The sequence below is a fragment of the Vibrio splendidus genome, assembly GCF_003345295.1.
In the GTDB taxonomy this organism is placed as follows: Bacteria; Pseudomonadota; Gammaproteobacteria; order Enterobacterales; family Vibrionaceae; genus Vibrio; species Vibrio splendidus_K.
Map to the genome: position 1 here is coordinate 1,911,000 of NZ_CP031056.1, position 25,093 is coordinate 1,936,092.

Annotated in this window: 26 protein-coding genes; 14 read left to right on the forward strand and 12 right to left on the reverse strand. The window is 45.1% G+C overall.

Features of this window, described 5'->3' with window-relative positions:
• Positions 1-149 precede the first annotated feature (149 nt).
• Together DUN60_RS24050 and DUN60_RS24055 are read right to left on the reverse strand one after the other, a co-directional pair.
• On the reverse strand, positions 150-557 hold the full coding sequence (locus tag DUN60_RS24050; protein WP_102456263.1) for a hypothetical protein: 408 nt from the start codon (positions 555-557) through the stop codon (positions 150-152).
• Between the two features lie 193 nt (positions 558-750).
• Positions 751-2,082, reverse strand: coding sequence for a ferredoxin reductase family protein (locus DUN60_RS24055; protein WP_114635697.1), 1,332 nt, complete (start codon positions 2,080-2,082; stop codon positions 751-753).
• A 178-nt stretch (positions 2,083-2,260) separates the two neighbouring features.
• On the opposite strand from DUN60_RS24055, the gene DUN60_RS24060 reads away from it, so the two are divergent.
• The 3 genes from DUN60_RS24060 to DUN60_RS24070 all read left to right on the forward strand — a co-directional run bounded on the left by DUN60_RS24060 (position 2,261) and on the right by DUN60_RS24070 (position 4,260).
• A complete protein-coding gene (locus DUN60_RS24060) occupies positions 2,261-2,950 on the forward strand; it encodes a flavin reductase family protein (protein ID WP_114635698.1) in 690 nt (229 codons plus the stop codon).
• Positions 2,951-3,052: 102 nt separating this feature from the next.
• Complete coding sequence (locus DUN60_RS24065; protein WP_114635699.1) at positions 3,053-3,844, forward strand: CLCA_X family protein; 792 nt, start codon at positions 3,053-3,055, stop codon at positions 3,842-3,844.
• A gap of 92 nt (positions 3,845-3,936) precedes the next feature.
• The gene (locus DUN60_RS24070; RefSeq protein ID WP_114635700.1) at positions 3,937-4,260 is read left to right on the forward strand and encodes a DUF4144 domain-containing protein; all 324 of its coding nucleotides are present in this window, start codon (positions 3,937-3,939) and stop codon (positions 4,258-4,260) included.
• Between the two features lie 119 nt (positions 4,261-4,379).
• On the opposite strand, the gene DUN60_RS24075 is transcribed toward DUN60_RS24070, so the two are convergent.
• Entirely contained in the window at positions 4,380-5,708 is a 1,329-nt protein-coding gene (locus tag DUN60_RS24075) for an anaerobic C4-dicarboxylate transporter (RefSeq protein ID WP_114635701.1), read from the reverse strand.
• A 411-nt stretch (positions 5,709-6,119) separates the two neighbouring features.
• On the opposite strand from DUN60_RS24075, the gene DUN60_RS24080 reads away from it, so the two are divergent.
• The 10 genes from DUN60_RS24080 to DUN60_RS24125 all read left to right on the forward strand — a co-directional run bounded on the left by DUN60_RS24080 (position 6,120) and on the right by DUN60_RS24125 (position 17,757).
• On the forward strand, positions 6,120-6,779 hold the full coding sequence (locus DUN60_RS24080) for an HAD family hydrolase (RefSeq protein WP_017075212.1): 660 nt from the start codon (positions 6,120-6,122) through the stop codon (positions 6,777-6,779).
• A gap of 210 nt (positions 6,780-6,989) precedes the next feature.
• Positions 6,990-7,616: an HD domain-containing protein gene (locus DUN60_RS24085; protein WP_114635702.1), complete on the forward strand. Its 627-nt coding sequence runs from the start codon at positions 6,990-6,992 to the stop codon at positions 7,614-7,616.
• Positions 7,617-7,658: 42 nt separating this feature from the next.
• The gene (locus DUN60_RS24090; RefSeq protein ID WP_114635703.1) at positions 7,659-8,156 is read left to right on the forward strand and encodes a GNAT family N-acetyltransferase; all 498 of its coding nucleotides are present in this window, start codon (positions 7,659-7,661) and stop codon (positions 8,154-8,156) included.
• Between the two features lie 143 nt (positions 8,157-8,299).
• Entirely contained in the window at positions 8,300-8,986 is a 687-nt protein-coding gene (locus DUN60_RS24095; RefSeq protein ID WP_114635704.1) for a DNA-3-methyladenine glycosylase I, read from the forward strand.
• Positions 8,987-9,180: 194 nt separating this feature from the next.
• On the forward strand, positions 9,181-9,915 hold the full coding sequence (locus DUN60_RS24100) for a GntR family transcriptional regulator (protein WP_102436766.1): 735 nt from the start codon (positions 9,181-9,183) through the stop codon (positions 9,913-9,915).
• 537 nt (positions 9,916-10,452) lie between these two features.
• Positions 10,453-11,841 (forward strand): xanthine dehydrogenase small subunit, encoded by a 1,389-nt coding sequence (gene xdhA, locus DUN60_RS24105; protein WP_235588163.1) that lies wholly within the window; start codon positions 10,453-10,455, stop codon positions 11,839-11,841.
• Positions 11,834-14,224, forward strand: coding sequence for a xanthine dehydrogenase molybdopterin binding subunit (xdhB, locus tag DUN60_RS24110; protein ID WP_114635705.1), 2,391 nt, complete (start codon positions 11,834-11,836; stop codon positions 14,222-14,224). Before xdhA ends, xdhB begins: the two co-directional genes overlap by 8 nt.
• Before the next feature lie 88 nt (positions 14,225-14,312).
• On the forward strand, positions 14,313-15,194 hold the full coding sequence (xdhC, locus tag DUN60_RS24115; protein ID WP_114635706.1) for a xanthine dehydrogenase accessory protein XdhC: 882 nt from the start codon (positions 14,313-14,315) through the stop codon (positions 15,192-15,194).
• 59 nt (positions 15,195-15,253) lie between these two features.
• The gene (gene guaD / locus DUN60_RS24120) at positions 15,254-16,588 is read left to right on the forward strand and encodes a guanine deaminase (protein WP_114635707.1); all 1,335 of its coding nucleotides are present in this window, start codon (positions 15,254-15,256) and stop codon (positions 16,586-16,588) included.
• A gap of 287 nt (positions 16,589-16,875) precedes the next feature.
• Positions 16,876-17,757 carry an AEC family transporter gene (locus tag DUN60_RS24125; RefSeq protein WP_114635708.1) on the forward strand — a complete coding sequence of 294 codons (882 nt, stop codon included), beginning with the start codon at positions 16,876-16,878 and terminating at the stop codon, positions 17,755-17,757.
• A gap of 118 nt (positions 17,758-17,875) precedes the next feature.
• Here the strand turns inward: DUN60_RS24125 and DUN60_RS24130 are convergent, their stop codons facing one another.
• From DUN60_RS24130 to DUN60_RS24150, 5 genes are all read right to left on the reverse strand, one after another.
• The gene (locus DUN60_RS24130; RefSeq protein WP_114635709.1) at positions 17,876-18,259 is read right to left on the reverse strand and encodes a carboxymuconolactone decarboxylase family protein; all 384 of its coding nucleotides are present in this window, start codon (positions 18,257-18,259) and stop codon (positions 17,876-17,878) included.
• Positions 18,260-18,319: 60 nt separating this feature from the next.
• The gene (locus tag DUN60_RS24135; protein ID WP_114635710.1) at positions 18,320-18,676 is read right to left on the reverse strand and encodes a MerR family transcriptional regulator; all 357 of its coding nucleotides are present in this window, start codon (positions 18,674-18,676) and stop codon (positions 18,320-18,322) included.
• A gap of 44 nt (positions 18,677-18,720) precedes the next feature.
• Positions 18,721-19,239, reverse strand: a complete 519-nt coding sequence (locus DUN60_RS24140) for a hypothetical protein (protein WP_065206365.1) — start codon at positions 19,237-19,239, stop codon at positions 18,721-18,723.
• A gap of 554 nt (positions 19,240-19,793) precedes the next feature.
• On the reverse strand, positions 19,794-20,087 hold the full coding sequence (locus DUN60_RS24145) for a type II toxin-antitoxin system RelE/ParE family toxin (RefSeq protein ID WP_114635711.1): 294 nt from the start codon (positions 20,085-20,087) through the stop codon (positions 19,794-19,796).
• Positions 20,087-20,347, reverse strand: coding sequence for a type II toxin-antitoxin system Phd/YefM family antitoxin (locus DUN60_RS24150; RefSeq protein WP_065206367.1), 261 nt, complete (start codon positions 20,345-20,347; stop codon positions 20,087-20,089). The genes DUN60_RS24145 and DUN60_RS24150 overlap by 1 nt, the downstream gene beginning before the upstream one ends.
• A gap of 242 nt (positions 20,348-20,589) precedes the next feature.
• On the opposite strand from DUN60_RS24150, the gene DUN60_RS24155 reads away from it, so the two are divergent.
• Positions 20,590-20,913 carry a hypothetical protein gene (locus DUN60_RS24155; RefSeq protein WP_114635712.1) on the forward strand — a complete coding sequence of 108 codons (324 nt, stop codon included), beginning with the start codon at positions 20,590-20,592 and terminating at the stop codon, positions 20,911-20,913.
• A gap of 339 nt (positions 20,914-21,252) precedes the next feature.
• Here the strand turns inward: DUN60_RS24155 and DUN60_RS24165 are convergent, their stop codons facing one another.
• The 4 genes from DUN60_RS24165 to DUN60_RS24180 form a co-directional block, all read right to left on the reverse strand.
• A complete protein-coding gene (locus DUN60_RS24165) occupies positions 21,253-21,684 on the reverse strand; it encodes a TetR family transcriptional regulator (RefSeq protein WP_114635714.1) in 432 nt (143 codons plus the stop codon).
• Positions 21,685-21,945: 261 nt separating this feature from the next.
• A complete protein-coding gene (locus tag DUN60_RS24170; RefSeq protein ID WP_114635715.1) occupies positions 21,946-23,760 on the reverse strand; it encodes a hypothetical protein in 1,815 nt (604 codons plus the stop codon).
• Positions 23,761-24,211: 451 nt separating this feature from the next.
• The gene (locus DUN60_RS24945) at positions 24,212-24,769 is read right to left on the reverse strand and encodes a prepilin-type N-terminal cleavage/methylation domain-containing protein (protein WP_162808250.1); all 558 of its coding nucleotides are present in this window, start codon (positions 24,767-24,769) and stop codon (positions 24,212-24,214) included.
• Positions 24,762-24,971 carry a hypothetical protein gene (locus DUN60_RS24180; protein WP_114635717.1) on the reverse strand — a complete coding sequence of 70 codons (210 nt, stop codon included), beginning with the start codon at positions 24,969-24,971 and terminating at the stop codon, positions 24,762-24,764. Before DUN60_RS24180 ends, DUN60_RS24945 begins: the two co-directional genes overlap by 8 nt.
• Positions 24,972-25,093: the final 122 nt, after the last annotated feature.

Sequence of the window (25,093 nt, forward strand, 5' to 3'; positions counted from 1 at the left end):
AGCCTGAGAAGAAAAGATGCTTTTCAGGCTTTTGAAATACAGTTGAGCAACATTTATTGGTAGGATTTCAAATGACTTTATGAGCAAACTTTCACGAGTAAGTAAATCCTATTGGGCCTCAAGCGAGGCAGAATAAGACATCGAAAAAATCACTTCTTATTATTCTGCTCAACCAGCTTTTCATTCCACGCTTCGTTGCCGTCTCGCTTACTGACATCATACTCAGAACAGAACTGCGATATGGTCATGTTGTTATCGCCCGTCGCTAACTTTAATGCCAACTGAACTTGTTGAAGCTTGCTTTGAAGGCGAAGGTTTTGGCCTGCCTTTGGGCTTTTTTCTTTGGCGAACTTTAAGGCGGCATGTTTACGCTCTGCAGCTCCCGCTCGGCGATCCGCTTCTGATAATAGATATTTTAGCTGCGCGACACTTTTCCCTTTTTTGAAAGCAGGCTCAAGCAGTTCGACACACTCATCAAATGATGGATTTATAACATACGGATCAATTTTATGCGCTTGTTGGCGCATCCACTCTAACGCGAGCTTTTCATCTGACATTTTACAATCTTTACCAATAAAACAGCCGTACATGGTATCGCTCAATAGCAAACCGCTGCAATAAAAAGTTGACCAAGTTTTGCCTTTTTAACGAGTACTTGTAGTCAGGTATCAATAACGACAAATCGGACAGCGGCTCCAGCCCCGCAGCAAAGAGCCAAACTTGACGCTATTAATAGCTCTTTCGGCCTTTTTAACGCATCACAAACAACTCTTCGTGATAGTTCTGATCAACGTTGAACTTGCACGCATCGAGTTCTTTTTTAAGCGATGTTGAGAACCGCTCTGGCCCGCAGAAATACAGTTCATATTCGTTTAAATCACCACACTGGTGAGCAATGCGTTCAGCGTTTAATCGAGGTGAATGCAAGGTGTCTATCACGTTCAAATTCACTCCAACTTGATGTGCAAGGTGCCATAACTCATCCACTAAATGCTCATCGACACCACGAGTACAATAGAATAGCTCGATGTGAGAGTGAGTCTTCTCTGTTTTGAGCGCTTCAAGCGTTGCAAAAAACGACGCTATTCCGACACCTCCAGCAATCCAAATTTGTGGCTTACTTAAGTCAAACTCAAGTCGACCATAAGGCCCTTCCACCGTAACAGCATCGCCCATATTTACTCGATCATAAAGACCATTAGTAAAGTCACCCAATTCTTTAATCAAGAAGCGCAGTTCTGAATCTTCGCTGCCCGAAACAATGGTAAACGGGTGCGGGTCTTCATTGCCGAAGCGCAAGTACGCAAACTGCCCTGCTTTGTGTCCTCGCCAAGATGTATCGGGCTTTAGCACCAACTCCATCACTTCAGCTTGTGGAAAATAACGAGTGGAAGAAACAGCAGCAGAGTGACGATTACGACGCCCTACAAAACCCAACAAACTGTAAATCGCCGCGATAGACCCAACCAAAGCAAACGCCACCGTTAGGTAATAAATAGGCTGACCCCAATAGGCATGTTTGAGCAGTAATACCGAGTGAAACGCGATCAAAAGATACGCGACAGACATCAAGCGATGTGACGATTTAAACGGTTTGTATTTTACTGCTGCCCACAACGACGCCACCAGTAAAACAAGCAATAGGTAGAAACCCCACTCGCCAATATTTTCAGCGAAACCGTGTAGCCCATTGACCCACGCTTCCCAACCAGACAAAGCTCTTGCAGGGCCGGAACCATCATGGCGAACAGGTTTCGCCAACACACCTGACATCACTAGCCACTTAGGGATCTGGTACCACAACCAGTGCGTCACACCCAATGCAACGCCACCTATACCCACCCATTTGTGGACTCGATACACTTTATCCATACCGTTGAGCCAATTCTCAACCATAGGCAAACGCATCGCCAAGATCATGGTGATGGACATTAACATCAGAGACAAAATACCCGAGTACTGAATCATGGCCGAGCGCCATTCAAATAAGTTGCTTGAAGCGAAGAGTTGCGGTTCCATCGCAAACCAAAAGGCTGACATTGTGGCAATCATTGCCCAGATGATATTGCGGACTGTTTTCATTTTTTAACACTCATAAAGACGACATCATTACTTTAGCTTGCGTGATGTAAAGCGACGTCAACATACGTAAATCTATGCAAAGGCACACGCTCAGCTGATCGTTAGAGGGGGCTTCCGCGTAAATATGATTTGGTTAGTGAACAAGTCGTCGAAAACAAAAATGAGAAGAAGAGAAGATATGAAGGACATGACCCTTTCAAGAAAAGATATACAAGCGATGGATCAGCGAGAGCGCGCTCGCTTAATTAACTCCTTATCGGGGTTCAAGAGCGCAAACCTGATTGGTACCTGTGACAAACAAGGGTTAGAAAATCTTGCTGTGGTGAGCTCTGTGGTTCATCTAGGGTCAAACCCACCTTTGTTTGGCTTCATAGTTCGGCCAGCAGAGAGTCGTCGCCACACATTAGAGAATATCCAAGAAACTCAGCACTTCACCATCAACAGCATCGGCGCTGACTTTGTTCAAAAAGCGCATCAAACCTCGGCTCGTTATCCAAAGTCGGCATCCGAATTCAAAGCCGTCGGGCTCACCCCTTATTATGACGACATGTTTCCCGCGCCGTTTGTTTTGGAAAGCAGTCTCAAAATAGGGTTAGTTTTGAAAGAACAGATATCGATTGAGAGTAATCAAACGCAAATGCTAATTGGAGAGGTCATTACGATTCAAGCACCCAAACGTGCCGTGATGCCGGATGGCTACCTTGATTTAGAAGCGCTAGATTTAGTCACGATTTCAGGGCTAGACAGCTACCATGTCACTCAAAGGCTTCACCGCTTAAGTTATGCCAAACCAGACAAGTCTCTGTTTCCGCTGACTCGTGAAGGAAACCCAACATCATGGGAAGCTCGTGAGCTCAATTTAAGCTGATTTTGTTCGGTAATTTAGTCACAAAGGTGTTAACTTTCTCAGCTTAACTCAGTGCGCGCACAACGATCTGAGCTACATCTACCGCCATTTCCAAGGACTCTTTTGAAGTTAACTCACTTTAAATACAAAACACGCAAAGGCCCAGACTACCGACATGGCGATCAGGTGTCTTTCATGGACATCAAACAGACCTTCGGTATGGGCAGCATTCGCGTGGGAGCTTGGGTTTCTAAAGAAGAGAAGGAGCTAGCCGCGAATCTGATATTCGACTCGCTGGCAGACTTAGCTTACATCTTGGCTCTGCCGCCAGAAGCAATTGGCCTCCGCGGTACACTAGGCTTAGCGTTCGGCAGTGGTGGCAGAAAGGGTGTACAAGCACACTACGCGCCAAACCAAAGAGAGTTAGCCCTCGCTAAAAACGCAGGTGCTGGCGCGTTAGCGCATGAGTTCTGGCATGCATTTGACCACTACATTGCCGAAAAGGCCTTTGAGATTGGTGACACCTCAGGCCCAAGAAAACACATCTTGTTTGCCAGTGACTGTTGGTTACACGACAGAAAGGTGCGACCTCATCCATTAAACGAAAGTTTGATGTCAGTATTCGATGCCACACTACTCAGTGACAACAACCTAGATAAACACGACTACGTTGCACGCAGTGTCATTGCAGACAAGGCAACTTCGGCTCGTTACTTCTCACTACCAACAGAAATGATGGCGCGAGCCTTTGAAGCTACGATTGAATCCTGTTCAGATATCGAGAACTCTTACTTAGTCGATGGCACGACCAAGCCGGATATGTTCCCTCTCTATCCAGACCTCAAGCATCGCAAAGAGATTTATGAAGCGCTTCAAGGTTATTTCGCGCCGTTGGGTCGATCTCTAAGTAAGTAACGTTCGAGTCATTAGAGGTTAGAGATGATCCATCAACGAAAAGTGTTTATAGTCGAAAATCAAACTTCAACATCCATGATTTAGAGGCAGTAATGATCAGTTGGCCATCTTTGGTAAAACTCGACGGTGACGATGAGCTTATTTACGTCGCATCCGAACACGATTTTCAAGCAGAATGCTCAGACATGATCTTGGGCGAAGATGATTATCTGATTGATTCAGAGGGCGACAGCTACTCACTTGAATCAAGATCAAATCAACTGTCTCTAGCGAAACGAGCTGAGCAGTATTCAGTTGAAAACGTGACCAAACTGATTCGAAATCACGAGTTCCAGAAAGCAGAAGTATGCCTGATGAAGATCCACTTCCTAACGATCGAAGAAGCGATTCAGTCTTTGGCTTTTGAGCCACGTTAATATTGCTTTAGATTCGAAACCTGACTTCGAAGCACAGTAGTGAATTAATACAGTACAAACAAAAACAGCGCCAATTTAGGCGCTGTTTTTCGTTTCTTATCTCGTTATTGCAAGTTTAATTAAGCGATAAAAATCTGAGCCAGTGCGTAGCCTAAACAACATGCACCTACTACACCGATTAAACCCACCGACATGAATGAGTGGTTGAAATACCACTTACCAATCTTGGTGGTGCCAGAGACATCGAAGTTAACCGTTGCGATGTCTGATGGATAGTTCGGTATGAAGAAGTAGCCGTAAACTGCTGGCATCAAACCGATAAGCAGTGCTGGATCTAATCCTAAGCCAAGGCCAACAGGTAGCATCATACGTGCAGTAGCGGCTTGCGAGTTCACCACAACCGATACAATGAATAGCGCTAGTGCAAACGTCCATGGGTAATTCGTTACCATTTCCACGATGCCAGACTTGAACTGAGGCATTGCATATTGGAAGTAAGTATCCGACATCCAAGCGATACCGAAGATAGCAATTGCTGCCACCATACCCGATTTGAATACCACACCATTTGGTACATCACGTGGGTCAGTTTTGGTTGCCAGCAAGATGATACCGCCGAAACAGAGCATCATCATTTGGATGATCACCGACATCTTGATTGGCTTGTCGCCGTCTACGATAGTTCTGATCTCAGGCACCATCGCCACGATAACAATCACCACAATTGAAAGTAGGAAAATCAACACTGCATTACGAGCCGAAGTTGGAAGCACTTCATCCAAAGAGGTCGCCGTCGTGTTCTCGATGCGTTTTTTCCACTCAGGATCTTTTAGACGCGCTTGGTATTCAGGATCGTCGTTCAGTTCTTTACCACGTTTCAAGCTATACAGAGAAAGCAAAAGTGTGCCGAACAGCGTTGCAGGAACCGTCACCATCAAAATAGAAAGCAGAGTAATAGAGTGTTGGATATCAGAAAGTTGTGCGAGGTAATAAACCACTGCTGCCGAGATTGGAGACGCCGTAATCGCCAATTGAGACGCCACCGATGCTGCCGCCATTGGGCGTTCAGGACGAATACCATTCTTCAACGCAACATCGCCGATGATTGGCATAATTGAGTAAACCGCGTGGCCAGTACCCAATAGGAATGTCATCGAGTAAGTCACGAACGGTGCTATCAGGGTGACGCGTTTCGGGTTCTTTCTCAGCACCCTTTCCGCTACTTGCAACATGTATTTCAAACCACCCGCCGCTTCTAAAATCGAAGCACAAGTCACAACGGCGAGAATGATCAACATGACGGTGACAGGTGGAGACGTTGGTGGCATCTTGAAGACAAACACCTCGATAACCAAGCCAATCCCAGAAACAACACCTAAGCCGATACCGCCATACCGAGACCCGATATAAAGTACGACTAATAAAAATAGAAACTCAAAATACAACATAAGCAACCTTGCTAAAAATATGGACTAATTATATTTTGTCCCTAAGCTCAGCCATTTACTTATTGCTTGGTCACACTATCATTGCAGGCTCACGCAAATTGTTTTTTATAAGATTATGGTCACGCTCCCAAGCCTGTAAGTTTATGAATTGTAATAGGAAGCTAGGCACTCAACCTAGATTTGTTATGTATGATAGCCATTATTGTGTCTGTTAGAACCGCATGGCCTATCAAACATCAGACTCATAACTGAACGATATTATTCCAACCCAAAACAATCGCACCTTAAGTCAATCCGGAGCATGTTACACAGCCAACACCGCTGATTATCACTCAACGCTGACTCGCCTATCCTTAGACACTATGTCAAAATACTCGCCCTCATGATGACAACACATAAAGAACCACGGATATGAATTTTCAAGCTGCTATTTTTGATATGGATGGACTGCTGCTCGACACCGAGCGACTTTGTATGCAGGTTTTTGAAGAAGCATGTCACGCGCAAGGTGTTCCGTTTTTGCAGGATGTTTACCTAGGCATCATTGGTTGTAACGCAAAAACCATCGAACAGATCTTTAGAAATGGCTACGGCGAAGGGTTAGATTACCCAGCATTGAACAACGAATGGCGCACCCGCTACAGTGCGATTGTTAAGCACCAAGCTATCCCAGTAAAAGATGGTGTGATTGAGTTGCTAGAGTGGCTAAAGTCGAATGACATTCCAATCGCAGTGGCAACCTCAACTCAACTTGATATCGCGAAGAAGAAGCTTGAGCTGGCTGGCCTAGATTCTTACTTCACCTCACTAAGCACAGGCTGCGAAGTGACTCACGGCAAGCCTCACCCAGAGATCTATTTATTGGCGGCAGAACGCCTAGGTGTTGCGCCTGAAACTTGCCTAGCGTTTGAAGATTCAAACAACGGCATTCGCGCTTCTATGGCAGCCAACATGATCAGCTTCCAGATCCCTGATTTAGTAGAGCCATGTGACGAAGTAAAAGCGCTTGGTCACACCATCAGCCCTTCCCTGCACCATGTGTTAGCACAGCTCCAACAAGCCGCTGCTTAAGCTCTGATTACCGTTGATAAGGCTTTTATCTGTTTCGTCCTAAAATACGTAGACAAGCCTCTCTATTAAGCCGACTCACAGAGTCGGTTTTTTTGTTGATATTCCTTTTATAAAAGATAAAAACTCGCGCTTGAAACTGTTACAGTCGATATGAAACGACACTGATCGATAAACAACATTGATAACGTCTACATATGGAGAAAGGGACGCGTGATAGAAAAATTTGAAAGCCAACTACTTGATTTTGTACAGCAAGAAATGACACAAGACGCAGCGCACGACATCAGCCACATCAAGCGCGTAGTCAAAACCGCCAAGGCTTTGTGTACTCAAGAGCAGGCTAAGCTTGAAGTCGTTTTACCCGCCGCTTACCTTCATGATTGTTTCACCTTTCCTAAGAATCACCCAGACAGAGCCCAAAGCTCACAAATGGCGGCCGACAAGGCTATCTCTTTCCTCAAATCTATCGAGTATCCCGCGTCCTATCTTGATGAAATCCATCATGCCATTGTCACGCACAGCTACAGCGCTAACATCACACCTGAAACCTTGGAAGCGCAAATAGTCCAAGATGCGGATCGCCTCGATTCTCTCGGTGCAATTGGCATTGCACGCTGTCTATACGTGGGTCAAAGCTTTAACGCTGAACTCTATAACCACGAAGATCCATTCGCTGAACATCGTGACTTGGATGACAAGCATTACAGCGTCGACCATTTCTACGTGAAGCTATTTAAGTTGGCTGAAACAATGAATACAGAATCCGCCAAATTAGAAGCGAACAAGCGCACCGACTACATGCGTGGCTTTCTTGAACAATTGGGCGCCGAAGTTTAACGGCTTAAAAAAAGAGACACGCGATAAGGAAGAGAGAAGGATATGGAAATAAACCGCTTTAAAGCATCCGACGCTGAAGAGATCGTCACTTGGTTTACATCACTCGAAGACTACGTACTATGGGGCGGACGAACCTTTGGTTGGCCGTTAGAAGCCGCCTCCATCATTGAACGTTCTCAAGAGCCCCATGTCGAGCTTTACACATTCTCCATATCTAGCACTAACTCGAATGCTAATGACTTGCTCGGTTTTATGGAGTTTCAACGTATGTCAGACAGTGAACTTCGTTTCTGCCGAGTTGCGATTCACCCAAACCAACGTGGTAAAGGGCTTGGGCAATCCATGATAGAAAGTGCATTAGAAGCAGCGAAAGAAATTCCTGATGTCACCACCATCAGCTTAGCGGTCTTTCAACAGAATATCGGCGCAAAGCGCTGCTACGACAAAGCGGGCTTTCAGGTGGTCGACAAAGAACCAAGCGTGAAAGAATTCAATGGCAAAACCTGGCCCTTGTATCAAATGGAATTAAAGCTCGGCTAGTTTGTTCTAATTATCAGGCTGGTTTTGATTAATAAGATTGTTTTAATTAACAGACTTACTTTAGTTAACAGAATTGTTTTAATTGCGAGATTTGACCCCATATCATTAAGCATTGGCTACACAGATGTAATTTGGAACCTTCAATGACCCAAGAAAAATTCGACACCATTTATCAACGTGCCGCTCACCGTAAAGGCGGAGCAGCCGAGCTCGAAAAGATTGTTCGTGCGCCCCTTTCACAAGCTGAGCTATCACAAATCACAGACGACCGTTGGTTGGCAGCCTTTACTGAAAAGGTATTCCAATGTGGTATTTCGTGGAATGTGGTGAGAAAGAAGTGGCCGCAATTTGAAGAAGTGTTCTTTGAATTCAATATCGAAAAAATGCTGATGCTGCCGAATGAAATGTGGGAGCAGAAAGCGCAAGACCCACGTATTATTCGCCACCTCACCAAGGTGATGACCATCCCTGCCAATGCCACCATGATTAACAATGCCAAGCGTGAGGCGGATTCATTCTCGCAAATGATTGCCGAGTGGCCATCAGAACGCATTACAGAACTTTGGGATTACCTGAAAAAGCACGGTAAACGATTGGGCGGTAATACTGGCGCTTACACCTTGCGCCAAATGGGCAAAGATACTTTTATCTTATCTTCTGACGTTGAAGCGCATCTGCGCAGTACCGATGTGGTCGATAGTGGTCGTAACACCAAGCGAGCACAACTGGCAGCGGGTAAAGCCTTCAACGAATGGCAACAACAATCAGGTCGTAGCTTAAGCGAAATAAGCCAGATCGTTGCGTACAGCTGCGGTGATAATCGCGTCTAGTTTTAGGGCGAATGACTTAAAGCTCTAGATTGCACACAGTTCACTGCAAACTAAATGTTATAAGTCATTAACAAATAAGCGTGCATCGCACTTTCATCCGGTGGCATTGTATAGATAAATGTATACAATATAGAGTAACTCTCATGAATTATTCTCGACTTACCCAACTCGACTAAACAAGGGCCCTTATCTCTATGACAGCTCTCAAAAATTCTGTCTCCAAAGGTGTAAAAACGAAAGTAACAGGCCAGACTCAAGACGATGTTGTTTACTGCCATATCTTCGACGCGATACTAGAACAAAGGTTGCCACCAGCCACCAAATTAAGCGAAGAAGCCTTAGCAGAAATCTTTAGTGTTAGCCGCACCATTATCCGTCGTGCCTTGCTGCGTCTCTCTTTAGAACAAGTTGTGGTGATCCGTCCAAACCGAGGTGCAATGATTGCTGCGCCGACAGTTGATGAAGCTAAGCAAATATTTAAAGCACGTGAAGTAATGGAAATTGCTATCACTGAGCTAGCCGTTAAAAACGCAACTAAAGCTCAAATCGAAGAGTGCAGAAAATTGGTCGCGAAAGAGAATTGTGCTTTCGACCAAGGTGATTACGGCTCTGGCTTACGTTTGTCTGGAGAGTTCCACATCAAACTGGCTGAAATGGCAGAGAACGCACCACTGCTCGCTTTCCAACGCAGCTTGGTATCGCAAACCTCACTGCTGATCGCTCAGTACGAAACCGGCAACCACTCGAACTGCTCTCTAGACGAACATTCGGGATTGCTTGATGCGATTGAGTCTGGCAACGAACAACAAGCGGTAGAATTGATGCACGAGCACCTAAGCCACATTCGTTCGAAGCTCAACCTAGACAGCAGCACCGCATCGAGCGACCTGCATGTCGTTTTCTCTGATCTGCTTAAGAGCAAGTCATAGAAGATTCAACAAACGATTGATAACCATCTGTTAACAACTTTTTGTTAACAGCTTTTTGTTAACAGCTTTTTGTTAACAAAACTGGAGAGAAGTAAGCCCCTGCGTTTACTTCTCTTTTTTATGCCCTCTCACCTAAAAATAAAGACGACGATCGGCTCACATCCATCTAAAACACTGTCTATTCTAGCCTCAACAACGATCTTAGCCTCTATAGAATCACTTCCAACAGTGCCATAAACCCCGCCTTTATCTTGTATACATAGCTATCAATTTATTCACGCCAGAAACTGTTCACCTTCAATTCAACCCCTTATAAAACAGACAACTACAGTCAAAAATAAATTGTACACAATCATCCGACAAGACCATTTGTTGCATTTTTGTAAATAAATAGTTGACCACAGGGTCAGGATGGATAATTATTGACCTAGAAGTCAAAAAGAATACACATGGAAATATGTCGATTTACAAGGAGGTCTCTTGATTACTTTTTTGCTCAATCAGGAAATAAGACGTGAAGATAATCTGTCGCCAAATATGACAGTGCTCAACTACCTTCGTACCAAGGTTAATAAAACGGGTACAAAAGAAGGTTGTGGGTCGGGTGACTGTGGCGCATGTACCGTCGTTTTAGGTGAAGTGGTGGATGGGCAGCTGCAATACCGCTCGGTGAACTCTTGCCTTACGTTCGTTTCAGCGCTGCACGGAAAACAGCTAATCACAGTAGAAGATCTACAAAACCGAGATAAATCACTGCACCCTGTACAGAAAGCGGTGGTTGATTTTCACGGTTCACAGTGTGGTTACTGCACGCCGGGCTTCATCATGTCGATGTTTGCGCTAGGCAAGAACAAACCCGATGCGAGCAAAGAAGACGTCATGGAATCACTGGCGGGTAACCTATGTCGCTGTACTGGCTACCGACCAATTGTTGATGCTGCGATGTCGCTTTCAACAGACCAACCTTTGATCGACCAGTTTGCAGAACTTGAACGCAACACCATCAAGAAGCTAGAAGATATTCAAGACACCGAGGCCAACTTACGCCTTGGTCACCTCACCGCTTTTTCCCCGAAAAGCACCGATGAGTTGGCCAAGCTTTTTCAAGCGCACCCGAACGCTAAGCTGGTTGCTGGCGGCACGGATTTAGCACTGGAAGTGACACAATTCCATCGTGAGATTGAAACACTGATCAGCGTAAACCTTGTTGAAGATATGAAGGTATGCGAAGAGACCGACACCGACTTAATCATAGGTGCCAACCTGCCTATCAGTGACTCTTACGCACTACTGAAAAAACACTACCCAGATTTTGGTGAGCTACTGCACCGCTTTGCTTCGCTGCAAGTGCGTAACCAAGGTACCATTGGCGGTAATGTAGCCAATGCTTCACCTATCGGAGACACCCCTCCTCTGCTGATTGCCCTGAACGCGAAGATCAAACTTCGTTGCGGCGACGAGTCACGCACGATGCCGATTGAAGATTACTTCATCAGCTACAAAGTGACGGCGCAAAAAGAGAGTGAATTCATTGAACAGATCATCATTCCTAAGCCAACCAACGACAGCTTCCGAGCTTACAAAGTGTCGAAACGTTTAGACGACGACATCTCTGCGGTGTGTGGTGCGTTTGATATTCAAATTGAAGATGGCAAGGTTTCTTACGCTCGTATCGCTTTCGGCGGTATGGCAGCAACGCCTAAGCGTGCAACTCGTTGTGAAAATACGTTATTAGGCAAACCGTGGACAGACGCTAATATTAAGTTAGCGATGCAGGAACTGTATAACGACTTTGAGCCGCTCTCTGATTTCCGTGCAAGCCAAGAATACCGTTCATTGTCGGCGGCCAATATGTTGCGTCGCTACTTCATTGAACAACAGAACAAAAACAACCAAATCGAAACAAGGGTAACGTCTTATGTCTAAATCACACGAGCATGCGATGACCCACGAAGAGATGGTTACCATTGCAAAACAAGACCTAAAAACTGGCGTAGGCAAAAGCGTAAAACACGACAGTGCAGCCAAGCAAGTGACGGGCGAAGCGGTATACATTGATGACCGCCTAGAGTTCCCAAATCAGCTGCACGTTTACGCACGCCTGAGCACGCAAGCACACGCCAACATCACCAAGATAGATTTATCACCGTGTTACGAATTCGAAGGCGTGGCGATTGCCATTCAAGCCAAAGACGTACCGGGTGAGCTAGATATCGGCGCCATCCTACCGGGTGACCCACTGCTTGCAGACGGCAAAGTAGAATACTACGGCCAACCTGTGATTGCCGTGGCTGCCAACGATTTGGAAACGGCACGTAAAGCCGCACATGCAGCCATTATTGAATACGAAGAACTACCAGCGATTCTTGATGTAAAAGAAGCACTAGAGAAAGAACACTTCGTGACAGAGAGCCACACTCAACAACGTGGGGACTCAAAAGCCGCACTGGCAAAAGCGAAACACGTGATCTCTGGTGACCTAGAGATCGGCGGTCAAGAGCACTTCTACCTAGAAACCCAAATCAGTAGCGTAATGCCAACCGAAGACGGCGGCATGATCGTTTACACCTCGACTCAAAATCCGACCGAAGTTCAAAAACTGGTTGCGGAAGTGATTGGCGTACCGATGCACAAAGTCGTGATTGATATGCGTCGTATGGGCGGTGGTTTCGGTGGTAAAGAGACTCAAGCGGCTTCTCCAGCATGTATGGCTGCGGTTATTGCACACCTTACCGGTCGACCAACCAAAATGCGTTTGCTGCGCAGTGAAGACATGCAGCAAACCGGTAAACGTCACCCGTTCTACAATCAATACACAATCGGTTTTGACGACAATGGTGTGATTCAAGGTGCCGATATTACCGTTGCAGGTAACTGTGGTTACTCTCCAGACTTATCAAGCTCTATTGTCGACCGTGCGATGTTCCACTCAGACAACGCCTATTATCTAGGAGATGCAACTGTAGTGGGCCATCGATGCAAAACCAACACGGCATCGAATACCGCCTACCGTGGCTTTGGTGGCCCGCAAGGCATGATGACCATCGAACACATCATGGACGAGATTGCGCGTTACCTGAAAAAAGATCCTTTGGAAGTACGTAAGGCGAACTACTACGGCGAAGAAGGCCGTAACGCAACCCATTACTACCAAACCGTTGAAGACAACTTTTTACCTGAGATAACCGAACAGCTTGAACGCAGCAGTGACTATCACGCACGTCGTAAAGACATCGCTGAGTTCAACAAGCAAAGCCCTATCTTGAAGAAAGGCCTTGCTATCACGCCCGTGAAATTCGGTATCTCGTTTACTGCGACTTTCTTGAACCAAGCAGGTGCGCTCATCCATATCTACACCGATGGCAGTATTCATTTGAATCACGGTGGTACGGAAATGGGGCAAGGCTTGAACATCAAAGTGGCACAAATCGTTGCACAGGAGTTCCAAGTCGATGTCGAACGTATCCAGATCACCGCTACAAACACAGACAAAGTTCCGAACACATCACCAACCGCAGCCTCATCGGGCACCGACCTCAACGGTAAGGCCGCGCAAAACGCCGCAATGACCATTAAGCAGCGCCTGATTGACTTCGCTTCTTCGCACTTCAAAGTGTGGCCTGAAGAGGTGATATTTAAGAACGGTATGGTGCAGATTCGCGATGAGATCATGACCTTCAACTCGTTTGTTGAACTGGCTTGGTTTAACCAAATCTCGCTGTCGAGCACTGGTTTCTACCGCACTCCGAAGATCTATTACGATCACGAGAAAGCACGCGGTCGTCCGTTCTACTACTACGCATACGGAGCATCTTGTTCAGAGGTTATCATCGATACCCTAACCGGTGAAAACAAGATTCTGCGTGTCGATATTTTGCATGACGTAGGTGCTTCACTGAACCCAGCTATTGATATCGGCCAAGTGGAAGGTGGCTTTGTGCAAGGTGTCGGTTGGTTAACGACGGAAGAGTTGGTGTGGAACCAACAAGGCCGCTTGATGACCAATGGCCCTGCGAGCTACAAAATCCCAGCCATTGCCGATATGCCAATTGATTTCAGAACGCACCTTTTAGAAAACCGCAGCAACCCAGAAGACACCGTCTTCAACTCGAAAGCCGTGGGTGAACCGCCTTTCATGTTGGGTATGTCGGTATGGAGCGCACTGAAAGATGCCATTAGCTATGTCGCTGTCGATGGCGCGATTCCTAAGCTGAACACACCTGCAACGCCAGAGCGTATTCTGATGGCGATTCAGGAAGTGACTGAAACGACTCCGACCTCGGTCGATGCTCAATCAGAAACGGCTTAGGGCTCATGTGGATCGTTTAGATCGCAATAAATAGCTTAGGGCGCCTATACATAGCTTAGGAAGCATAAAAAGGGATTTAGGAGGACATATGTTTAAGGATAATTGGATTCACGAACTGGCAAAACTGGAAGAGAACTACGAGCCATGTGTAATGGTGACGGTGCTCGAAGACAGAGGTTCCGTTCCACGCGATGCGGGCACCAAAATGCTTGTCACTCGTGACCGAATCATCGCTACGATTGGTGGTGGTCACCTTGAACATGTGGCCACTAAAATGGCTCGCGAGATGCTGATTGCCAGCGAGAAATCACTCAAAGTGGAACGCTTCAACCTCGGTGCTCGCTTAGGCCAATGTTGTGGCGGAATGGCAACGTTAAGCTTTGAGCCGATTGGCACTCAGCAGAACCACCTTGTGCTATTTGGCGGAGGTCATGTTGCCAAAGCGCTGCTGCACATTGTCGCAACCCTACCCTTCCGCGTGACCTGGATTGATGAACGTGAAGAAGTATTCCCTGAAACGCTGCCACACGGTGTGAAAAAGCTAGTAAGCGACGATCCAGTCGGTGAAGTCAAACACATGCCACCGAACAGTTATTACCTTGTGATGACCCACAACCACCAGCTCGATTTCGACCTAACCAAAGCGATTATTGACCGTGAAGATAGCCGTTACTTTGGCATGATTGGTTCGCTTACGAAGCGTAAGAAATTCGACTTCCGCTTAGAGCAGCGTGGCTACAGCCAAGAAAAAATTGAAACTATGCTTTGCCCGATTGGTATTAGTGCCGTGAATGGCAAACATCCCGCGGAAATTGCGGTGTCGGTTGCGGGTGAATTGATCGCACACTATCAAGGCCAAGCACTTGAACAAAAGCGCCCAACCAAACAATATCGAAATCAGGATTTGACCGTTCAACACAGTCAACCAAGCGACGTAGGCGAACCACCATTGGAAGAGAAGATCGCCTAACACAAGTCGCAAAGCTTTAGCGGCCATAAAGTCGCTGAAGTCATTAAAAGGAAGTAAACATGACAACCCAACGCAAAGCTTATCGCGCCAGTATTTTACACAGCGTCGCCGACCCAAAAGACGTCGGTATCGATGAGTCTTACGACTATTTTGAAGACGGTGTTTTAGTGGTTGAGAACGGCCATGTCGTCGACTTAGGCCATGCCGACGAAGTATTGGCTCGCCAACCTAAAACACTCGAAGTAAAACAATACAAAGACAAGCTGATCACCTCTGGCTTTATTGATACGCACATCCACTACCCTCAAACAGGGATGATCGCGTCTTACGGTGAGCAGCTTCTTGATTGGTTAGAGAACTACACCTTCCCAGAAGAAAAGCGCTTCAAAAACCCGGTTTACGCACACAAAGTGGCGAAGTTATTCCTAGACGAATTGGCAAGCAACGGCACCACCACGGCACTGGTATTTGGCACTGTACACAAAGAGTCGGTTAACGTGTTCTTTGAAGAAGCTGAGAAACGTAACCTACGCATGATCGCGGGTAAGGTGCTGATGGATCGCAATGCTCCTGATTACCTGACTGACACACCAGAATCTGGCTATACAGACTCAAAAGAGCTGATCGAAAAATGGCACAAGCGCGGTCGTTTGCACTATGCCGTAACACCTCGCTTCGCACCAACCAGTACACCAGAACAACTCGAAACGGTAGGTAGACTGCTAGAAGAATACCCAGATGTGTACATGCACACTCACCTTTCTGAAAACAAGAAAGAGATCGATTGGGTATTAGAACTGTTCCCAGAGCGCGACAGCTATTTGGATGTGTATGACCACTATGGTCTACTGCACAAACGTTCGGTATTCGCGCACGGTATTCACCTATCAGATTGCGAATGTAAGCGCCTGGCAGATACCGATTCGGCAATCGCTTTCTGCCCAACTTCTAACCTTTTCTTAGGCTCGGGGTTGTTCCGATTACCAGAGATGGAAGATCACGGTATTCGTGTCGGCGTGGGGACAGATGTGGGCGCAGGCACTAGCTTCTCAATTCTGCAAACAATGAGTGAAGCGTACAAGATCATGCAGCTACAGCATAAGAAGTTGCACCCGGCTAAGTCGCTGTTCTTGGCAACACTAGGCGGTGCACGTTCGCTGCATTTAGAAGACAAGATTGGTAACTTGGAAGTGGGCAAAGAAGCGGATTTCGTGGTGTTGGATCTACACGCAACTCAGCTGATGCGCTTTAGAATGGAACAAGCTACCAAACTTGAAGAGAAGCTGTTTGTACTAATGAGCTTGGGTGACGACAGAACCGTCAGCGAGACTTACATCTATGGCGAAAAAGCCTACGACGTGAATTTCAAAGATTACAAAAAGCTCGTTAGCTAGATTTAAAACCGAGTAACAATCGCTAGACAGCGACAACCGTCGTTTATTAAATAATCCGTCCAGATTTATCTAGCCTTTAAAGACCAGTTGCTGATGCCACTGGTCTTTTTTGTGCTTCATTCAAAGAAATATAAATTAACCGCTCACAGACAACGATCTTCGGTGACGCCAAGTCATTATATTGATAGGTTAATGTTTATACATATCGACTTTATGCTTCGTTTGGCGTCTCTCTAAAACATTCGTTTCTCAGCTGAATGGAAGCACCCAATCTAGAAAGGAATTCTATGTTCGAACAGGTCGTCAGCATTCTGTTTCCCGTTTTTGCTTTAGCCAGTGCTGGCTTTGCGGTGGGTCGTTGGCTCAAGCCCGATTTCAAACCGATCAATCGCATCAACATGGATGTCTGTATTCCTGCTTTGGTGTTTGCATCACTGACCACCATGCCTCTCGACACCGAACAACTGCCACTCATCACCGCCTCTTTGGTCGCGGTGTTGGTGCCCGCTTTATTGATGATACCAATCTGTAAGATCTTTAAGCTCAACTTCAAAGCTTGGGCTCCGCCACACATGTTTCGCAACAGTGGCAACCTCGCGATTCCCCTATTCACCTATACCTTTGGCGAGAGCGCATTAGCCCCTGCTGTATTGCTGTTTGTGGTGTCGGCTTGCGTACATATTAGTGTTGGCTTGGCGCTGTTGAGTGAAGGTAATCCGATCAAACAGATCCTCAAGATGCCGATATTCTTAGCCGCGGCATTAGCGATGACGCTGAACTTATCTGGAGTTGGTGTGTGGAACCCAATCTACGAAGCCACATCACTACTCGGCCAAGCAGCCGTGCCAATCATGCTATTGTCGCTGGGCTCGCAAATGGTCAACTTGAGATTGAGCGGATTAAAAGTCGGCTTATTGTGTACGGCTCAATCACTATTTACTGGGGCCATCGCCTTTACCATCATCTACTTCTTTATCCCGCTGCCAACGCTGCACCTGCAAATGATGGTGCTGTTCACCATGCTGCCACCCGCCGTGATGAACTACCTGTTTGCAGAAAGGTTCAATGTAGAGCCACCCAAGGTCGCGTCTATGGTGTTGTTCGGCAACTTCCTGAGCGTGGTTACCTTGCCGATCTTGTTATCATTCGCGCTGTCTTTGTCGAGTTAGCTGTCTATTTCTAACTAATAGATGAAAGCTCCACTGAAAAATCGCCATAAACAAAAAATAGCGTCAGTGATTCATACTGACGCTAGGCTTTGAAGGGCTTACTTTTCTTGCGTCAGGCTTATTCGTTAGCGCTTCTCTCCGCAAGCACCTCTTTAAATTCGAACATGCCATTTAGTGCCGAAGGGAATCCCGCATACACCGACATCTGCAGTATCACTTCTTTAATCTCTTCCTCGCTGCATCCAACATTGAGCGCCGCATTTAAATGCACCTTAAGCTGAGGGGCACAATTGCCAAGTGCGGTAAGTGCAGCGACTGTCGCGATCTCTCGTGATTTCAAATCCAAACTGGGGCGTGAATAGATGTCTCCGAAGGGATACTCGATAGTATATTTAGCAAGATCAGGGCAGATATCTTGCAGGCTTTCGATAACCTGTTGCCCTGCTTCTCCGTCGATGTGATTAAGCCTTTCTAAGCCAGTTTCAAAACGTGATTGATTCATGAGTCTGTTCCTATATTTATAGTTCACAGGAACACCTTACAAGTTAGAGTCGACTCTAAGTCAACGGACTTTTCCATCTCGATACAAACTAATTTTTTCTTCCAACGCTGCCATGTGCTTTTGCTGCTCTTCGATATGCGCTCGCAAATTCTGTTGATGTTGTTCGAGCAACACTTGGCGTTGAGAAGTCGATTCTGGCCCTAACTCCCTCAGCTTTGCGTATTCTAAAATCTCATCCAGTGGCATTGCGGTGTCTTTCAGCCGCTTCACAAACTCAATCCAAGTGACGTCCTTCGATGTATAGACTCGATGGCCGCTACTGTTCCGCTGAACATTTTTCAGCAAGCCGATTTTTTCATAGTAGCGAAGCGTATGGGCAGACAAACCCACCAACCGAGAAAACTCACTCACATTCATTACTTCACCTTTTCTATCTGGGTAATAAGTACTAAGAACTCAAACTATGCGCACTTATCTAATTTGAGCTCTGCGGTCACTTTCGTCAAACGTAAAGCAATAGCAAAACACACTAAGTAAGGACTCACATACCAAAAGATGCTTTCTAGTGGCTGCTTCACCTGCGCTTCTCTGGTTTTTATGTACTGGTTTTTCTGCTTCTCATACTGACTCAACATACCATCCACCCACACTGCATCACTTTCAACCAGCGACACGCTAGGCGCAGGAACCGTAAAATCCGATGCGTTGGGTAACAAGGTGAAATCGACATCTTTGAACGTGATCGCCGTATTCAAATACCACAAACACGCTTCATGGTGCTGGGCATGATTATCTAAAGACGGCTGACCAGTGCAGATATCACTTCTTAATTTATCCAAAGAGAACTGCTGAACAGATTCTAAAATCGCCACCGCTCTGGTTTGTTCGGTTTCAACCCAATCACCCGCTACTTTCGCACGAATCTCAGATACTGCACCCAGCATCCCGATACCCGCTAGAAATGGCCATAAATAATCCATGAGCTTCCACTTTCGTCGGCTCAAGTTGAACCCACACCAAATCGGAAGATGAAAAAGGAGCGTTAGCCCAAGCGATAGCAAAACGAAATTCAAGGAGCTAGAGAGCATGAGTTCGCTATCAAAGAAGTTCTTCATAATGAGAGACTTGCCTGTATAACAAAGAGAAATTTGATACTAGGTTCGATATTAAAAAAGAGTGTAAGAGGAAAGTAAAAACAGCACCAAGATTGGTGTTGGCGCTGTTTATTTGAGCGTATAGTTACCGAGACTAAACTTACTTCGGAATTATTTGATGGTACTGAAATCGAGATTTCTAGGAACAGCAACACTAACAACTTTATTCAGTTTGAAATCCAAGGCTTCTAGATCTGCTTGCTCAGTTTGTTCACCTGTGGTCAACAAATTCCGGATACAGCCTTAAGGGGAAAGCAAGGCGTTTTAGTTTAGGGGGTGACTTTCGGTAGATTAAAACTAATCGATGAAGCGTCGAGTACGCCGCGTGATTATATGAAGAGGTATGGATTAACTCCAAGTTATCTAAAGGGCTAAGATAGCTATGAAAAGTGCTTAGCCGGAGACATGTGCTTACCAAGAACCGCGGCAATAATGATGTGCTCTTGTTTTCGAGTGTAATAAATCACATGGTGCTTTAAAGGAAAACGGAAGTAATCTTGCCCCAACTCTGAAACCGCTATGCCGAGCAACTTATTGCTAGCCAGTAATTCCATTGATTGCTTTAATTCTGAAAAGTAAGCGGTCCATTGTGTTTGCCCCCATCGCTCTAATGTATAGCGACGAATCTCAATGAGATCAGATTGCGCTGCAGAAGAAAGCTTATAGTGCGTCATTAATCAAACTTACCTTGGTCCAGTGCATTCATGAAGTCGTTACCATCGACTAGGTTACCTGATAAAGCATCGGCTTCTGCTTGTTCGAAGCGTGATTTAACGAACATCAATTTCATGGCTTCAAGTTGCTCATACTCTTCACAAGACATCATCACTGCAACTGGCGAGCCGTTCTTATTGATTTGTATGGGTTCACGTTGAACTTTCATCAACAAATCGCCAAATTTGGTTTTAGCTGTATTAGCTGTAAGTGATTGCATAATATTCTCCTTTTCGTTCATTATAAACGAATCGAACGATTTGACCAATTAGTGTTATTTGGATATCAGCTTGACCTAATGATGCCTCCATAAAGGTATTATTGAACCGATACTCAAATCATATTTGTTTGACCGGTTTGGGATTAAAGTTCATAATCACCCAAATAAAGTACAGTGCACCTTAAACCACAAGAGAGTTATGCGAACGAGTAAAAAGCTCGGCCAACATTATAGGCAATTAAATGCTACACGTTTTAGATAAGAGAAAGGAAGTAATACAAGCGACTCAGGAAGAGTACGAGGCATGGCTAAGAGAAAGCGGTAACGGTTTAGGTTGTGCTCTCGCTGTAGATCGCATTGGCGAGGTGCTGATTAGCACCGCGTTCCTATCCCTTGATCATAGAACTGATGGTTATACGCCGGAGTTCTTTGAAACAATTATCTTCAGTGGTAACAAAATCAAATTACATAACCGTTACCCAACCTGGGAGATAGCTAAAAGTGGCCATCAACAACTGGTAAAAAATTTAATGCAACAAAGGCTGCCTAATCGATGTTTGACCTAAACTCTGGCCCCCCTGAGTTCTTGAGCTTTTCGATTTGTGACAGCTCATGTCAGCATTTACTTCACTATTTTGCGAGAATTGGAGGTGTCTCTGCAGAAGTATTGACTTTCATGGCTGACACTCACGGAATCAAAGATGGTCAAGTGGGGATTACGCTCAACAAAGACTATCTAATCAAAGCCTTAGAACAGGTCATAAAGATAATCAAGGACTCTGCGGCCCATAAGCATAGATACGAGAAGCTCGAGAGTTACTTGGAAAGTATAACGATGAAAACAGCGAGTGACGAAACGTTTTACGTTCACCGTTGCGACTAGAGAACGCAACCAATGACAAATATTATGAGAGCGTATAGGTTGCGTACCCTATACATTTAAAAACGCACTCTTCTGCTTCTATTTTTGGCGCTTCAATTTTATTTATTAACCCATCAATCCCTTTACGAGATGGAATGATAGGCCCGCACGCTTTAACTGCTGCTTTAAAATTAGGGTCACTATCTAGAGTTTGCGTCCATGACTTATAAAATGCGTCGGTCGAACTAAAATCTAGTGGTGTTATTAGCATTTTCGCAAAAATAGGTTCGAGAACTTTTATAAGATCTTCTTTCTTTTTAAAGTGGCAATTTACCCCTGAGCGAGTAATGCCAACGACCTTGGCAAGTTCACCCAATGTGACGAAGTCAAAACTTTTCTCGATTGATATTTTAAAAGCGGCATCTATTATTTTCTGGCGGGTAATTGCTGCTTCTGCTTGGGTAGATTTGGCCATGATTAGACATTTTTAAGAAATGATATCTATGCTACATCAAATAGATATTGTTGTTTAGGCTAGAGAGAAAAAATTTAATTCCCCAAACAAGCTATCCATCAAAGACAACGACAAGGCATCTGACTTTTTTCCTTGTGATTGTCTGTTACATCAAGTTCTCTGCCGCATTTGCACACAAAGAAGCCTCCGGTATTGGAGGCTTCTTTAATCAAGATGCTGTCGGTGTGAGCAACAGTCGTCTTATCCTAATTGAATAACGTGTTATTCTTCAAACGTATACCCAACACTAATACTTCGACCATATTCGTCAAACGTAACTAATGTAGCTTGCTTAATCTCATTGAAGGTTGTCGCACTGACAGATGTCTTTCCTTCAGGAACTGCCACGCGTTGAGTCCCAGGTTGACCAACCTCTTGAACCCATACATCAATATCCGTCGCTAGTTTAGATTCTCGAGTCCAGTTCATATAGAAATCACCGCTACTCGTACGGCTGTCGGTCAGCTCAGCAATGTATTTGCTCATATCATCACTCGATTGCTTTCCCTTACCAATAGAGATTTGTTCGTTAGTGTCTGGCGAGCCGTCTTTATATTTGTATGTGACTTCGTATTTCGCGTTGTCATTAATCACTGAGTTCGGGTCAACTTGATAGCCATCAATCACTAAACTGTATGGCATAAACGAATTACCCCCTCGTGGCTCACCGTAATTACTATCAACAAGGTGACATCCAGTGATTTTTCCGTCGGTCACTTCTTTATAAATACTATCCAAGTTAATGTTGCCATCAATGCCATCCCCAGCAACAGTGACCGTTTCCAATTCCATGTAATCCGAAATCTTTGCGAGTTTTGGAATACCCGCAAACCACGAAGTATTGTCATAATTAGACGGAATCTTGCCGCAAATGGTGTTTGCATCCGGAAAGGCATCTACTTCAATCGCCCAGTTACCTTGAGTACGGTCGTGTGGATTAAAGAATCCCGCTTTAATGATTGCTGATACGCTTACAGGTAGCTTATCTTTACGACCCATAAACTGAATCTGACCATCACTATTCTTAGCAAACCATGCTTTTGCGCGACCACATGTTGCAAAAGGAGAGTCTTGATAGCACTCAGTGTAAGCCAGTTGATAAGAGTCATCATCGGCAACTTCTTGTATCACAAAGTCACGATAGCGGTTCATAGGGTCCGTTTCATTAGGGAGCATAGATTTAAGCTGCTCAAACATACCTCCCTTTGGTTGCCCAAACCAAAACGCATCCTCGTGAACGTACTTTAAGTACTCATCCTTTGTCTCTTGCATAACCATAGATTCAAGAATACTGTCAGCTGCAACGATGTAGGTAAGCGGCTCTTTGACATCTTCAGGCCCTAATTCGACTGCGCCGTTATGAAAAGATTTATTGCTCCAGCTTTCATTCCAAGCCAGCGTTACTGAGTAGTCTGTATCGCCTTTATAGGTCAGCGTTGCTCCGATATTAGAAATCGTAATGTCGACTAAATCCAAAATAGCATCGATATCTTGGTAGTTAGCCTCAAACTCTGAACTTATAAGATCAAAATCGTCAGCAATATTCGCACCATCAAGAAGCGGTTTGAGAACTTGTTTCAGTTCTTGCTGTGCAGATTGGAGAGCTTCAATAGTTAGCTCTGCTTTGTATGTGTTGAAATCAGAGTAAACTTCATCTGCGGGTTTACCTGTCATCTTCGAGATCAAGATGTGTGTGAAAGGGGTAATGTTCGATACGCCAATCTCTTGATGATTAGTTAAGATAAGAGAGTAGATCTCATGACTGCCTCCTCCAGCGGCTCCCACAGCTTTAACAATGGCAGGGGCTGCGATGCTGCTTTTCTCAAACTTAAAATTACCGCCTTCTACTGCCGCGTATTCTTGCGTTGTTCCATTCGTATCTAAAACTGTTATCTCACCATAGATAGGCGCACCGGTAGCCGCAACGCCAGTTACAATCGTTGGAGTTGGAGTTGGAGGGGTCGAGTGCTTCTCATCGCTAGAGCCACAGCCAACGAGGGCTGTGGTAAGCATTACGGATAAAATTGTCTTGTTCATTTTTATGTTTCTTTTGGTTTTGCGAGTAATACATGTTTGTAAGAGTACATCTTACCTTAAAATAAAGGGCGCCGTACTTTATTTTAGCAATTACCATGAATTTTCTTAGATTGGTTAGCTAACCTTACCTATTCATTTTCTGAGTTATAAATGATTAAATTAAGCAAAAACAACTACCTTAGAGCTCGATACATACTTGGCTTAGGGTACTTAGTCGTGTTTGATATCGTGATCGTCAGGTGTGCTAGGTATTGAAGGTGATGTAATACTCTTCATAATATTTGATGACAACCGATGGTTCTGTTGTATTGTCTAGTGCGTATGGGGCGACAGGGAGTTGTGAATAAAAACTTGTTCAACAGGATCGTCCGTTATAATGGTTGAGTGTTGGGCTTTCTAATCCTAAGAGCGGTTTTTCTAGTAAAAATAGTGACATATCACAACAAGTACATTACTCGCACCCCACCAATTCGATTATTGGTGGCTCATTAGCATTAAGCCACATTGCGTATAGCACGTGACAGCTCCCACTCACCAACATGTTGCCATTGATGTTTTTTGTGTCAGTGAGCGCTATCTGCGTTGCCCATTTACCATCGATATTGACTAACTGTTCATCGAGATCAGCAAAATTCAATTCTTCCCCCTCACCAACACCACTAATCACAATAGCGAGAGACTCCCGGCTTGCACTTGGGTAGCCACGATAAAATGCACATTTAGCGGTAGTGCAGTCGGGGAATATATCAGTTAGGTCTGGATAGTTTGGATCGAGACCACTTGGCTGTCCTGTATAAGTTTTGGTTTCCAGTCCATTCGCTGCCAATTTTCCGTAAGCTATGCCTACTCCACCACTCAATGAACCTTTAACGCCATCCATGACAGCGACTTTCGCATCATCTTGAATATTTAGAAAACGCGGCAGAGCTGACACGGCTAGCACTGCAAGAACTACGATTACTACAATCAATTCGATTAACGTGAAGCCATTATTTTTTTGTCTAAACATAAATGTTAACCCCATTCATTTTCTTAGCCACTTCCGCGCCCTCGATGCGCTTCAGAACTACGCCGTTGTTGGTCTTAACCTCAATCTGGCTTTGCCCGTTAACCCTCGCTGTTAAGCCTTGATTTTTAAGAGCGCCGTTCATAAAGCTGGTTGCGTTCTTAATGTCTTGCTGAATGCTCGGTTTATGGATATTTAATTTCAAAAGCGCCAAATCCTTATTACTTCCCCCGTTTGGGAGTTTTTAAATTTCGCAGTCAAAAGAATGCGCTCCCACCAATTTCGGTGTATTCGTTCAATGCTCAACGTTTCTCAAACCTTTGGTCG